11 protein-coding genes and 1 pseudogene are annotated in these 13,232 nt (G+C 70.8%); 6 read left to right on the top strand and 6 right to left on the bottom strand.

What is annotated here, in order from left to right:
• Nucleotides 1-160: 160 nt before the first annotated feature.
• Nucleotides 161-2,311 (top strand): xanthine dehydrogenase family protein molybdopterin-binding subunit, encoded by a 2,151-nt coding sequence (locus tag HNQ79_RS32545; RefSeq protein WP_185036594.1) that lies wholly within the window; start codon nucleotides 161-163, stop codon nucleotides 2,309-2,311.
• Between the two features lie 36 nt (nucleotides 2,312-2,347).
• Here HNQ79_RS32545 and HNQ79_RS32540 read toward each other — a convergent pair whose 3' ends face one another.
• Nucleotides 2,348-3,310, bottom strand: coding sequence for a YihY/virulence factor BrkB family protein (locus HNQ79_RS32540; RefSeq protein WP_185036593.1), 963 nt, complete (start codon nucleotides 3,308-3,310; stop codon nucleotides 2,348-2,350).
• Between the two features lie 116 nt (nucleotides 3,311-3,426).
• The gene (locus HNQ79_RS32535) at nucleotides 3,427-3,807 is read right to left on the bottom strand and encodes a hypothetical protein (RefSeq protein ID WP_185036596.1); all 381 of its coding nucleotides are present in this window, start codon (nucleotides 3,805-3,807) and stop codon (nucleotides 3,427-3,429) included.
• Between the two features lie 258 nt (nucleotides 3,808-4,065).
• Here HNQ79_RS32535 and HNQ79_RS32530 point away from each other — a divergent pair, with 258 nt between their 5' ends.
• The gene (locus HNQ79_RS32530) at nucleotides 4,066-4,854 is read left to right on the top strand and encodes a GNAT family N-acetyltransferase (protein ID WP_185036592.1); all 789 of its coding nucleotides are present in this window, start codon (nucleotides 4,066-4,068) and stop codon (nucleotides 4,852-4,854) included.
• A gap of 251 nt (nucleotides 4,855-5,105) precedes the next feature.
• Complete coding sequence (locus HNQ79_RS32525; protein WP_185036591.1) at nucleotides 5,106-6,341, top strand: cytochrome P450; 1,236 nt, start codon at nucleotides 5,106-5,108, stop codon at nucleotides 6,339-6,341.
• Nucleotides 6,342-6,387: 46 nt separating this feature from the next.
• Here the strand turns inward: HNQ79_RS32525 and HNQ79_RS32520 are convergent, their stop codons facing one another.
• Nucleotides 6,388-6,555 carry a hypothetical protein gene (locus HNQ79_RS32520; protein ID WP_185036590.1) on the bottom strand — a complete coding sequence of 56 codons (168 nt, stop codon included), beginning with the start codon at nucleotides 6,553-6,555 and terminating at the stop codon, nucleotides 6,388-6,390.
• Between the two features lie 148 nt (nucleotides 6,556-6,703).
• Between HNQ79_RS32520 and HNQ79_RS32515 the strand changes: the two are divergent.
• Nucleotides 6,704-7,707, top strand: a pseudogene (locus tag HNQ79_RS32515) (IS5 family transposase).
• On the opposite strand, the gene HNQ79_RS32510 reads toward HNQ79_RS32515, so the two are convergent.
• Nucleotides 7,701-8,054, bottom strand: coding sequence for a hypothetical protein (locus tag HNQ79_RS32510; RefSeq protein WP_185036589.1), 354 nt, complete (start codon nucleotides 8,052-8,054; stop codon nucleotides 7,701-7,703). The pseudogene HNQ79_RS32515 and the gene HNQ79_RS32510 sit on opposite strands and share 7 nt — an antisense overlap.
• Before the next feature lie 453 nt (nucleotides 8,055-8,507).
• Here HNQ79_RS32510 and HNQ79_RS32505 point away from each other — a divergent pair, with 453 nt between their 5' ends.
• Nucleotides 8,508-9,476, top strand: coding sequence for a D-2-hydroxyacid dehydrogenase family protein (locus tag HNQ79_RS32505; protein WP_185036588.1), 969 nt, complete (start codon nucleotides 8,508-8,510; stop codon nucleotides 9,474-9,476).
• Between the two features lie 449 nt (nucleotides 9,477-9,925).
• Nucleotides 9,926-10,414, top strand: coding sequence for a hypothetical protein (locus tag HNQ79_RS32500; RefSeq protein WP_185036587.1), 489 nt, complete (start codon nucleotides 9,926-9,928; stop codon nucleotides 10,412-10,414).
• Nucleotides 10,415-10,483: 69 nt separating this feature from the next.
• Here the strand turns inward: HNQ79_RS32500 and HNQ79_RS32495 are convergent, their stop codons facing one another.
• Both HNQ79_RS32495 and HNQ79_RS32490 read right to left on the bottom strand, forming a co-directional pair.
• On the bottom strand, nucleotides 10,484-12,055 hold the full coding sequence (locus HNQ79_RS32495; RefSeq protein ID WP_185036595.1) for an MDR family MFS transporter: 1,572 nt from the start codon (nucleotides 12,053-12,055) through the stop codon (nucleotides 10,484-10,486).
• A 101-nt stretch (nucleotides 12,056-12,156) separates the two neighbouring features.
• Nucleotides 12,157-12,816 (bottom strand): TetR/AcrR family transcriptional regulator, encoded by a 660-nt coding sequence (locus tag HNQ79_RS32490; RefSeq protein WP_185036586.1) that lies wholly within the window; start codon nucleotides 12,814-12,816, stop codon nucleotides 12,157-12,159.
• Nucleotides 12,817-13,232 lie beyond the last annotated feature (416 nt).

Here is a 13,232-nt window from a genome sequence, read left to right as displayed (position 1 = left end):
GCCCCCCGCACCCCCGCACCCCCGCACCCCCGCACCCCCGCACCCCCGCACCCCCGCACCCCCGCACCCCCGCACCCCCCGCCCCCCGCACCCCCGCACCCCCGCACCCCCGCACCCCCGCGCCCCAGCGCCCCCGCACCCCCTCCGGAAGGAGCCCCCAATGCCCCCCGCACCCGCCACCCCCCTCGGCACCCCCGCCCCCCGTCGCGAAGGCCGCGCCAAAGTCACCGGCACCGCCCGCTACGCCTCCGAGCACACCCCCGCCGACTGTGCCTACGCCCGCGCCGTGCCCGCCACGATCGCCCGCGGCCGGATCACCGCCGTGGACGACAGCGCGGCGCTGTCGGTCCCCGGCGTCCTCGCCGTGCTCACCCCCCGGTCCGCCCCCAAGCTCGGCGACGCCGACGACCCCACCCTGCGGCTCCTCCAGGACGACGACGTCCCGCACCGCGGCTGGTACGTCGCCCTCGTCGTCGCCGACACCCCCGAGGCCGCCCGCGAGGGCGCCGCCGCCCTGCGCATCGAGTACGAGGCCGCACCGCACGACGTCACCGTCCGCAGCGACCACCCCGACGCCTACACCCCGGACAACGCCAACGGCGGCGCCCCCGCCTGTCGCGAGCGGGGCGATGCACCCGCCGCCTGGGCGCGGGCGGCCCACCGTGTCGACGCCGCGTACTCCGTACCGCCGCTGCACAACCACCCCATGGAGCCGCACGCCTCCACCGCCCGCTGGGACGGCGACCGGCTGACCCTCCACGACTCCAGCCAGGGTGCGAACGCCGTGCGCGAAGCGCTCGCCGGACTCTTCGACATGCCCGAGGAGAACATCACCGTCGTGGCCGAGCACGTCGGCGGCGGATTCGGCTCCAAGGGCACGCCCCGCCCGCAGGCCGTGCTGGCCGCGATGGCCGCCCGGCACGTCGGGCGCCCCGTCAAACTCGCCCTGTCCCGGCGGGAGTTGGCGGCCGTCGTCGGTCACAGGGCGCCGACCCTGCACCGGATCAGGCTCGGCGCAGAGACGGACGGCACGCTCGTCTCCGTCGACCACGAGGTCACCACCCACACCTCCCGCATCAAGGAGTTCGTCGAGCAGGCCGCCGTACCGGCCCGCGTCATGTACGGCTCCGCGCACAGCCGCACCGCGCACCGGGTGGTCCCGCTGGACGTGCCGAGTCCCTCGTGGATGCGCGCGCCGGGCGAGGCTCCCGGCATGTACGTCCTGGAATCGGCCATGGACGAACTCGCCGAAGCGACCGGCCTCGACCCGATCGAGCTGCGCGTCCGCAACGAGCCCGGCCACGAGCCCGACAGCGGCAAGCCGTTCAGCAGCCGCCACCTGGTCGAGTGCCTGCGCGAGGGCGCCCGCAGGTTCGGCTGGGACGGCCGCGACCCGCGGCCCGGCGTCCGCCGCGACGGCGCGCTGCTGACCGGCACCGGCGTGGCCGCCGCCACCTACCCCGTGCTGGTGTCGCCCTCGACGGCCGCCGTCCGCGCGCTGCCCGACGGCTCCTACCTCGTACGGATCAACGCCACCGACATCGGCACCGGCGCGCGCACCGTCCTCGCCCAGGTCGCCGCCGACGCGCTGGCCGTTCCCCTGGACCGGGTACGCACCGAGATCGGCAGCACGGACCTGCCCGCGGCCCCGCTGGCAGGAGGTTCCTCCGGCACCGCGTCCTGGGGATGGGCCGTGCACAAGGCGTGCGGCGCGCTGGCGGGACGGCTCGCCGCACACGACGGCGACCTGCCCGCGGAGGGGCTGGAGGCGACGGCGGACACCGCCGGAACCGCCGACGAGGAGTCCGCCTACGCCCGGCACGCCTTCGGCGCACACTTCGCCGAGGTGCGCGTCGACACCGCCACCGCAGAGGTACGGGTGAGCCGCCTCCTCGGCGTGTACGCGGCCGGCCGCATCCTCAACGCCCGTACCGCGCGCTCCCAGTTCATCGGCGGCATGACGATGGGCCTGGGCATGGCCCTCACCGAGGGCAGCACCCTGGACCCCGCCTTCGGCGACTTCGCCGAGCGCGACCTGGCGGCGTACCACGTCCCCTGCCACGCCGACGTGACCGACATCGAGGCGCACTGGATCGACGAGGAGGACGCCCACCTCAACCCGATGGGCAGCAAGGGAATCGGCGAGATCGGCATCGTCGGCACCGCGGCGGCCATCGGCAACGCCGTCCACCACGCCACCGGCATCCGCCTTCGCGAACTGCCGCTCACCCCGGACCGGCTGCTGGACGCGGGCCTCCCCCGGCTCGGCGGGACACCGGTGTCCCGCGCCGCGCAGACTCCGGGCGCTTGACCGGGACCCGGTCGGGGGAGGGGGCGCCCGCCGGGGTCAGGGCCCCTCCGGCCGCGACGTTTCCGTCACCGGCCTGGTCCGCGCCGCGCGCGGGTGCGGCCGTTCGGGGCCCCGGCCTGCCAGCCGCCGCAACTCGACGTTGAACTGTGCTCCCGCCAGCAGCGACAGGTTCGCGAACCACACCCACACCAGGAAGACCACGACACCGGCGAGGGAGCCGTACAGCCTGCTGTAGCTGGCGATGTTCGTCGCGTAGAAGGCGAACCCCGCCGAGGCCGTCATCCACAGGAACGCCGCGAACACGCCGCCCGGCAACGACCGCCGGACCCCCTTCGCGACACGCGGGCCCGAGTGGAACAGGATCATGATCAGCATCGCCACGAGGCACACCAGCAGCGGCCACTTGAGCGCCGACCACACCGCCTCGCCCGCCGGCCCCATGCCCAGCCGCTTGCCGAGCCCACGTGCCATCGGCCCGGTGACGACAAGCGCCACCGCGCTCGTCATCAGCAGGAGCAGCAGACAGATCGCGGTCACCACGATGATGTGCGCCTTGCGCAGCGCCGGCCGCACGTCCCGTACCGCGTGCATGGCGTGCATCGCCCGGCGGAACACCGCCAGATAGCTCGACGCCGACCACAGCGAGCTGACCGTGCCGGTCACCAGCAGGATCCACACCGCCGAGGTGCCCTGCACCGCGTGCTCCAGCGTGTCCTGCAGCGCCGCGCCCGACTCGGCGGGAGCGACCGAGGCGATGTCCCGGATCAGGGACTCCGTCGCGTCCGGGTTCGCGATACCGATCAGGGTGACGGTGACGAGCAGAGCGGGCACCAGGGCCAGAATGGCGTAGTAGGTCAGCGCCGCCGCCCAGTCGGACACGTCGTCGTTCCACACGGACGCGGGAGTGCGTCGCAGGGCCGTGCGGTAGCGGGCCAGGACGCCGGATGCTTCGGGCGGGCCGTCGCGGTCGGCGGGCGGTGCGGTGGGCTCACTCGGCATTGGGGTTCTTCCGTGGATCGGGCGGGCATTCGGCTTCTGCCTCACCTTCTCACCCGGGTGTCGTACTTCATCCCCATGTGATTCATTACGTTCCGGGCGCGAACCGCGGCGGAAGTTCACCGGCCCCCGCGGGACTCCCGGCGCAGCGCGACGCCGGTGGCCAGTGCGCCGAGCCCCTCCCAGACGGCCACGCCCAGGAAGCCCGCCGGGGCCCGGCCGGTGAGCACCGCGAGAAAGAAGACCGTGCAGGTGAGCAGCCGGAACGGAACCGTCCACCGGAAGAACGCCTTCCAGTCGGCCAGCGCCGCCAGCACGTAGTACACGCCCATGTTGACCGCCGCCATGGAGGACGCGGTCAGGAAGGTGAGCGTGTGATCGCCTTCGTCCCGCGGCGCGCTGCCCGGTTCCGGTGCGAAACCCATCAGCGCGAGCTGGACGTCGGGTGCGACCAGGCCCACCACGCCGAGCGACGTGGCGAGCAGACCGAAGACCGCCATGGTCCAGCCTGAGGGGGAACGGGGCAGCCGGAGCTTCTTCGACGGAGTCGTGTCGGGGATCGTCACGGGTGCTTCACCACTTCGCAGGCGGAACGGGAACGAGCACCCCCATAACTACCCTGTACAGAAACAGTGTTCACGGGCGGGGCAGCCTTGCGGACCTCGCCGCTCCGCGACCGCGGGGCCGGTCCGGACGGAGGCGGGCAGCGGCAGCCGAATTCGTTGGCGCGAACACGGCACGCGTGGTGCAGTGACCGGATGAATCCTGAAGCGGTACGTGAGCTCTTCGACACCGAGATGCGCCGGGAGGCGACCGCCGACCACCCGGGCGTGACCCTGGAACGGGTGGGCGACGTCGTACGGCGGACGAGCCGCGCCGACGACTGGAACGGCGTCCTGTGGACCGGCCTCACCGAAGAGACCGCCGATGCCGCCATCGCCGAACAGGTGCGGCACTTCCGGGGGCACGGCCTGGACTTCGAGTGGAAGCACTACGCGCACGACCTGCCTCAGGACCTGGGCCGGCGGTTGCTCGGGGCGGGCTTCGTCGCCGGCGAACCGGAGGCCCTGATGGTCGCCGAGACGGCGCTCCTTCCCACGGAACCCGTACTGCCGGAGGGAGTCCGGCTGGTCGGGGTCACCGACCGGTCCGGCATCGACCTCATGGTCCGCGCGCACGAGTCGGCCTTCGGAGGAGACGCGAAGAAGCTGGGGGAGGAGGTGCTCGCCCAGCTCACCGCGGCCCCGGACACCGTGGAGATCGTCGTCGCGATGGCGGGCGACGAGCCGGTGAGCGCGGCCCGCGCCGAGTTCCCGCCCGGCACGCAGTTCGCGAGCCTGTGGGGCGGCGGGACCGCCCCCGGGTGGCGCGGCAGAGGCGTCTACCGCGCCCTGGTCGCCCACCGCACCCGCCTCGCCGTCCAACGCGGGTACCGCTACCTCCAGGTCGACGCCCTGGACACCAGCAGACCGATCCTCCAGCACCTCGGCTTCACTCGGCTGAGCACCACGACGCCGTACAACTTCACGTTCGCAGGGGGCTGCTGACGGCCAGTCACAGTACGCCCCATGACGGTCGTCCGCGGGAACGACCGCGATCGAACTCGGTCATGAGTCGAGGAACCCTTGCGGTGGGGGACGGGACACGTGAAGTGTGCCAAGAACAACGAGCACGGGGAAAAGAACCGCATGACGCCCCCGGGGCTGTGCCTACGCCGTGCATCACTGCCGGACGACCACCGCCCGTACCGCCACCTGCCGTTGCCCCACCACAGCAGTTCCCGAAGGAGCGCACCGCCATGACCGCATCGCGCGAGGTCCCCGCCGCTGTCCCCGACATCCTGTCGCCCGAGTTCGCCGCCGACCCGTACACCGCCTACCGGGCGATGCGCGACACGGCCCCCCTCTTCCACCACGAGGCCATCGGCAGCTGGATCGTCTCCCGCTACGAAGACGTGGAGCGGGTCTTCAAGGACAAGGCGTCCGAATTCACCACGGAGAACTACGACTGGCAGCTCGAACCCGTCCACGGCAGGACGATCCTCCAGCTCAGCGGCCGGGAGCACGCGGTGCGCCGCGCTCTGGTGGCACCCGCCTTCCGCGGCAGGGAGCTCCAGGAGACCTTCGTGCCCGTCATCGAGCGCAACGCCCGCGAGCTCATCGACGGCTTCCGGCACGCGGGCGAGGTCGACCTCGTCGACGCCTTCGCGACCCGCTTCCCGGTGAACGTCATCGCCGACATGCTCGGCCTCGACAAAGGCGATCACGCCAAGTTCCACGGCTGGTACACCAAGGTCGTCGCCTTCCTCAGCAACCTGACGGGCGACCCCGGGATCATGGCGGCGGGCGAGCGCACCCGCGTCGAGCTCGCCGAGTACCTGCTCCCCGTCATCCAGGAACGGCGGAACGCACCCGGCGAGGACCTGCTGTCCTCGCTGTGCACGGCCGAGGTCGACGGGGTGTCGATGAGCGACGAGGACATCAAGGCGTTCTGCAGCCTCCTGCTGGCCGCGGGCGGCGAGACCACCGACAAGGCGATAGCCTCCCTCTTCGCCAACCTCCTGTCCCACCCCGACCAGTTGGCGGCCGTTCAGAAGGACCGTTCACTGATCGACCGCGCCTTCGCGGAGACCCTCCGCCACACCCCGCCCGTCCACATGATCATGCGCCAGACGGCCGTCGACGTGACTGTCACCGGCGGCAGGATCCCGGCGGGCGCCACCGTTACCTGCCTCATAGGCGCCGCCAACCGCGACGAACGCCGCTACACCGACCCCGACACGTTCAACCTCTTCCGCGAGGACCTCACCACCACCAACGCCTTCTCGGCAGCGGCCGACCACCTCGCCTTCGCTCTCGGCCGGCACTTCTGCGTAGGCGCGCTGCTCGCCAGGGCCGAGGTACGGATCGGTGTCGGCCAACTACTGGACGCCATGCCCGGCGTACGTCTCGCGGACGGGGCGACCCTCACCGAACAGGGCCTGTTCACGCGCGGCCCGGTGTCGGTGCCCGTGACCTTCACCCCCGTACGGTAGGAAACCGCGTCCGGCACGAACCGGCCGGCGGGCCGCGCACCGGAACCTACGCCGGCAGCCCGGTGGCGGCGGTCCGTGCGCGGACCGCCTCCCACACCGACCGGGCCGACTCGGCCGGGTCCGCTCCGCCGTCGGCGATCAAGTCGCAGTCCCGGCGCACCGGTTCCACATGCCTCTCGTGGGCGTCGCGCCGGTGCAGGACGTAGTTGCGCAACAGGACGTCGAGGGGGAAACCGTCGTCCAGGCACTTGCGCCGGATCTTGCGCGCCAGCCGGAGGTCCGCGGCTAGGGCCTGTATTGAGTTGTGATCGGTTTGCCGGATCTGCCCTCGCGTCGAGGGTGGATCCGGTAGTCCGGTACGTATGACGCGTGCGCAACTGACGGACGACGAGTGGGGGTTCGTCGAGCCGTATCTGCCGGTCGGTGAGTACGGCCCGTATCCCGAGCGGCTGCGGCAGCAGTTCGAGGGTGTGATCTGGAAGTTCCGTACGGGAGCGCAGTGGCGGGAGGTGCCCGGCCGGTTCGGTGCCTGGTCCACCGTGCACAACAGGTTCAGGCAGTGGCGGGACGCCGGGGTTTTCGAGGCGCTGCTGGAAGGGGTGATAGCCGAGGCCGCCGGGCGGGGGCGGGTGGATATGTCGCTGGTCAGTGTGGACTCCACGACTGTCCGCGCCCATCACGACGCGGCCGGGATGCGCCTGGAGGAGGATGTGTTGGATGCTCTGGAGAAGGCTGCCGTCGAGGCGGAGACGGCTCGGCAAAAGGGGGCGGCGCGGCGGAACAAGACGGACAGGACGGCGTCGTTGACCCCGGCCGGGCCGAACGGCGGCGCGTCCGGCGACGGCGCAGGCTCCGCTTGAAAGCTGCCCTGCTCGGGCGCTCACGAGGCGGACAGACCAGCAAGATCCACGTCGCCGCCGACCGCAGGTGCCGTCCGCTCGCGTTCGTCCTGACCGCAGGGTAGGCCGCGGACAGCCCGCAGTTCATTCCCGTGCTCAAGAAGGTACGGGTCCGCGGGCCCGTCGGCCGTCCCCGGACCCGGCCCGGCGCGGTCGCCGGGGACAAGGCCTACTCGTCCCGCGGCAACCGCGCCTACCTGCGCAGACGCCGCATCAAGGCAGTCCTCCCGGAGAAGAGGGACCAGGCGGCCAACCGGAAGAACAAGGGCAGCGGGGGCGGTCGTCCGGTCACTCACGACGCCGACCTCTACAAAGAGCGGAACACCGTCGAGCGCCTGATCAACAAGCTGAAGGCCTGGCGAGGCATCGCCACCAGATACGACAAAACACCCGAGAGCTACCTCGCCGGCCTTCACCTACGCGCCTCGATGATTTGGATCAAGGAGCTCACCCGCACCACTCATTGATCACGACCAAATACGCCCCCTAGCTCCACGAACACGTCGAATCGGGGGTACGAGGACCGCACGCCGACCCTGCGCGCGAACAGACCCTCGACCACGACGACCGCCGACCCGGCGAGCGCCTCCTCCGCGTCCCGGCCGAGGCGGGCGAGGTCCACCGACCAGGGATCCCCGACGTCGAGCCGGGGCGTCCCCGACTCGTCGGGCACCCATACCCCATGTTCCTGAGTACGGAAGTAGTAGTCGTCTCCGTGCAGCACGCGCACCGGGGTCACCGGCGCGCCTGCCGCGAGAGCATGGGCGAGCGTGGTCTTTCCCGCCCCGGAACCACCCGTCAAGGTCATGAGCATGCGTGCGGCTTCCCTTTCCCCGGCCCTCCGTCGCACGGCCCCGACCTCTGCCCCGTACGACCCCGCGGCATCGTACGCCGCACCTGCCCCACCGTTTCCGCCGACAGTGAAGAGCATCCCGCCCGGATTGGGCGCTCACTACGGTCCCACTCATGACCACGGAGACCACCGAGGTGACCGAGGTGACCGAAGCGACGGAGGCCGGGACGGCGATGGAGACGGCGGAGGGAGTGATGCCTGGCTCTCCGCCCGCAACCGCGTGCCCCGCGACGTGGTGCCTGCCTCCTTGCCTGCTGCCGAGGGCCCCGCCCCCGCCATCGGGCGAGCCGACTTGTCGCACCCCGCTCCCGAGCACGCGATCGCACCTCCCGACCATGTGTCCTAACGTGTGCAGACGTCCGACCACCACCCCGCGCCCGCCTTCCGTACCGTCCCGAGGGGGAGACCCGACCGATGAAGCTGCGCTGTGCCGTCCTCGACGACTACCAGTCCGTCGCCACCACCGTTGCCGACTGGTCACCGGTCGCCGATGAGGTCGAGGTCGTCACCTTCACCTCCCACTTCGCCACCGAGGACGAACTCGTCGCGGCCCTCGCCGGGTTCGACGTCATTGTCACCCTCCGCGAACGGGTCCCGTTCCCGGCGGCCCTCTTCGCCCGGCTGCCCCGACTGCGGCTCCTTGTTGCCTCCGGGATGCGCAACTCCGTCATCGACCTTGCCGCCGCGCAGAAGTGCGGAGTCACCGTGTGCGGCACCGCAAGTTCCTCCGCTCCACCGGTCGAACTCACTTGGGCGCTGCTGCTCGGCCTGGCCCGCGGCATCGTCACCGAGGCCAACTCCCTGCGAGCCGGCGGCCCCTGGCAACAGACCCTCGGCGCCGATCTGCACGGACGACGCCTCGGCCTGCTCGGCCTCGGCAGGATCGGCAGTCGGGTCGCGGCGGTCGGTCTCGCGTTCGGCATGGACGTGCGTGCCTGGAGCCAGAACCTGACCGAGAAACGCTGCGCCGAGGCCGGCGTCACCCTCTCCGGCTCCAAGGAAGAACTGCTGGCCACCAGCGACTTCGTCTCGGTCCATCTCGCACTCTCCGACCGCACTCGCGGCCTGCTGGGGGCTCCCGAGCTCGGGCTGATGCGTCCCACCGCCCACCTGATCAACACCTCCAGGGCCGCCATCGTCGACCAGGACGCCCTCGTCGCCGCCCTGCACGCCGGCAGCCTCGCCGGGGCGGGCCTCGATGTCTTCGACACCGAGCCCCTGCCCGCCGACCACCCCCTGCGCAGCGCACCGCGCCTGCTCGCCACCCCGCACCTCGGCTACGTCTCGCAGGCCAACTACGCGACGTACTACGGGCAGGCGGTGGAGGACATCCGCGCCTATCTCGACGGCCACCCCGTGCGCGTACTCGGTGGTACGCCCTGACAGATGTGCCCGGTGCCGGACCGGCGAGCCGTCCAGGGCCCGACGTGTCGAAGGCCCTCCCGCGCCCCTGTCGACACGCGCGGCTGGATACTTCACAGACGGGCGCGCGGCCAGGATCCCAGGACCCGCACCTGGACGTGGCCGCCCTCGCCCCGCGCGAACGCAACGAGAGGTCGTCACTTCATGCGCCGAAGCTTGACAACCCAGAAGCCACGCGCGACCGCACCACGGCGAGTCGGCGAGGGGACCCACGGGACCCGCATCTTCGCCACACTGACCACCCGGGGCCGGGGCCAACCAGCCGTCCTTGTCCATCAGACCGTCTTGACCACCCCGGGCGGCCACAACTGACCGCGCCCCGCGCTCCGTTCCACAGCTCTCGGAGCGCACCGGATTCCCTCACCGACGCCTGCCCGCGCCCGCCCCACCGAGCCCCACCCAAGGACCCCATGCCGACACCGCCCTCAGCCTCCGCTCCCACCCCCTTCACCCCCGCCTCCGGTGACGGACCCCTCCCCGCCGAACCCCCGGAGCTGCGCGCCGCCACCGTCCGCACCGCCTTCGAGGGCCTGCTCCAGATCCGTCGCCTCACCCAGAACTCGGAGATCGTTCCCGCTCCCTGGGAACTCCGCCAGTTCCTCAACGCGATCTCCCTCGCCCTGGAGGCCGCGCCCCACGCCCCCTCGGCGACCGACATCGACGGCCACCGCACGGCGACCGGCTACCGGGTACGCCCTGCAGACGTCCCGCACACCGCCGCCGTCGAATGGCTCGGCCCGCCCGGCAGCGGGGCCGCCGACGAGGAGCGCGAGCAGTTGACGCGCTGCGCGGCGACACTAACCGCCCTCGGCTGGGACGCCCTGCTGTACCGGGGGCCGCGCCGCCGCTGGTTCGTCGAGGTCCGCCCGCCGCACGGGACTCCGCCGCCCCGCCCCTGAGGCACGCGAACGGCTCCGGCCCCCTGCGAAGCGGGGACCGGAGCCGTAACCGTACGAACGCAAAAATGCTCAGCCGACAGATGCCGGCGCAGAACCCGTTCGGCTGCCGTCTGCCAGGACCGCGCTCTCCTCCGCGAGCCGCTCCATTCCACTGGTCGTCTTCAGCGGCTTCTCCTTGATGAAGAGCACCGCGACCAGCGCGAACGCCGCGAAGGGCGCCGCGAGCAGGAAGAGGTCGGCGGTTGCGAGACCGTACGCGTTCTCCACGATCCCGCGGATGGGCGCGGGAAGTGTGCTCATGTCGGGTACGGAGGTGTCGCTGTTGCCGCCGGGCGGCAACGGAATGCCCGCCGCCGTCATGCCGTGGGTCATCTCGGCCGCGACCCGGTTCGCCAGTACCGCCCCCAGGACGCTGGTGCCGATCGTGCCGCCCATGCTGCGGAAGAAGGACAGCACGGAAGTGGCGGCGCCCAGCTCGGTGGCCGGGACGTCGTTCTGCGCGGCCAGCACCAGATTCTGCATGAGCATGCCGACGCCGACACCGAGCACGGCCATGTACAGGCTGAGCAGACCGAAGTGCGTACCGGCGTCGATCGTTGACAGCAGCGCGAGGCCCGCGGTCATGATGAACGCGCCCGCGACCAGGTACGCCTTCCACCTGCCGGTCTTGCTGATGAGCTGACCCGCGACGGTCGACGACACCAGCAGCCCCAGGATCATCGGCAGGCTCATGAGCCCCGCCGTCGTCGGCGACTTGCCGAGCGCGATCTGGAAGTACTGGGACAGGAACACGGTGCCGCCGAACATGGCCACACCCACCAGGAGGCTCGCGACCGTGGTCAGGGTGACAGTGCGGTTGCGGAAGATGGCGAGCGGAATGACCGGCTCCGGCACGCGTGCCTCGACGAACACCGCGGCCACGAGCAACAGCACCCCGCCACCGGTCAGTGCGGCGGTCTGCCAGGAAGCCCACTCGAACTGGTGGCCCCCCAGCGAGGTCCAGATGAGCAGGGCACAGACGCCCGCGACGATCAGGAACGCACCGAGGAAGTCGATCTTCACTTCGCGGCGCACGGTCGGCAGCTTCAGCGTGCGCTGGAGCAGCAGGATCCCGAACAGGGCGAACGGCACGCCGATGAAGAAGCACCAGCGCCATCCCAGCCACGGGGTGTCCACCAGCACGCCACCGACCAGAGGGCCCGCCACGGTGCCGACCGCGAAGACGGCGCCGAAGATGCCGGCGTACTTGCCGAGCTGGCGGGGCGGAATGATGGCGGCCATCACGACCTGCGCGAGCGCCGTCAGCCCGCCTGCGCCGATGCCCTGCATGACACGGCTGAAGATGAGCAGTTCCACGCCCTGCGAGAACCCGGCCAGCAGCGAACCGACGACGAACATTCCCAGCGACAGCTGGAGCAGCAGCTTCTTGTTGTAGAGGTCCGAGAGTTTGCCCCACAGCGGGACCGTCGCCGTCATGGCGAGCAGTTCGGAGGTGACGACCCAGGTGTACGAGGACTGGCTCGCACCGAGGTCCGCGATGATCCGGGGCAATGCGTTGGCCACGACCGTGCCGGCCAGGATGGCGACGAACATGCCGGCCATCAGCCCGGACATGGCCTGGAGTATCTGCTTATGACTCATGGAGGTGGACGCCTGGTCGGGCGCCTCGATTGCACTCAAGGTGTCCTTCTTGGAAGTCGATCCGGAGATCGGGCAGGAGAGAACGAAGGAACGACGCGGACTCAGGAGTCCGTGCCGGTCGGGGGGCCCGACCGGGCGCCGGGTGGCGGATCGTGAAGCCCGGAGGCCAGATGGTCGAAGGCGTCGCGGAACACCACGGCGAACGCGACGTCCGGCGTCCGCGCGCACCACTCCTCGACGGAGACCCGGATGGCTGTGGCCGCCACTGCCGCGACAAGTCGCGGATAGAGCCCGAGGGGCTCCCCTTCGGCGCGTCCCAGCCGCTCGGCGACCGTTTCCGCCAGTTCCAGCTCCTCGGCCATGTGGGCACCCAGGCCCCGGACGAGGAGATGCGGGGAACGCTGGAAGACCTTGGCCCGCAGGCTCCAGATCTCGTGCCGCTCCTCGACGTCCATCAGCTCGGCGGAGAACGCCTGGCGCAGCACATCGAGCACGGGCAGTCCGGCCGGCGCCTCACGCACGGTTCGTCGAATGCGCTTGCCGACCTCCGCGTCGATCATCAGGAAGGCGTCGTCGTGGCTGTCGAAGTAGTTGAAGAACGTCCGCGTCGACACGCCAGCCGCACTGCTGATCGCCTCCACGGTGACGTTCTCCGCCCCGTGCTCGGCCGCCAGCCGCACAGCGGCATCCGCAAGCGCTGCCCGGGTGGCCCGCTTCTTGCGCTCACGAAGGCCCGGCGCGGCGTCGTCCTTGTTCTGCATATGTTGCACGGTACGCAAAAATGCAGGACGTGCAAAATATCTGGGAGACTGGCGACAGGGGGGCGGTTGACGAGGGGTGGGGGCGTCTGTATAGTTCTTCGGGTTGTCCTATGTGAGCACCGGTTGCGACTGGCCCGGGACGACCATTCCGCAAAAGCAAAGGCATGACCGGAGCGCGACCTCGGTCGTCATCTTTTCGTGCCCTTTTTGCGAATGAGGATATCGATACCTCGATTTGATTCGGGTGCCGGAAATGCGCTAATGTCTCACTCGTCGGAACGGCCCAAAGGTCGGAAAGACAACCCGCTTCGACCGGGAGTCGCACTGGAAACGGTCTGATAGAGTCGGAAACGCAACAACACAAAAGAAACACCGAACGAAAACGTCCGGAGGAAAGCCCGCAGGGGTGAGTACGA

Origin of the sequence: Streptomyces candidus, assembly GCF_014207445.1 — a bacterium.
Classification (GTDB): Bacteria; Actinomycetota; Actinomycetes; order Streptomycetales; family Streptomycetaceae; genus Streptomyces; species Streptomyces candidus.
Note: the sequence above shows the minus strand (reverse complement) of the source record. Positions and strands in the feature narration are given on the sequence as shown.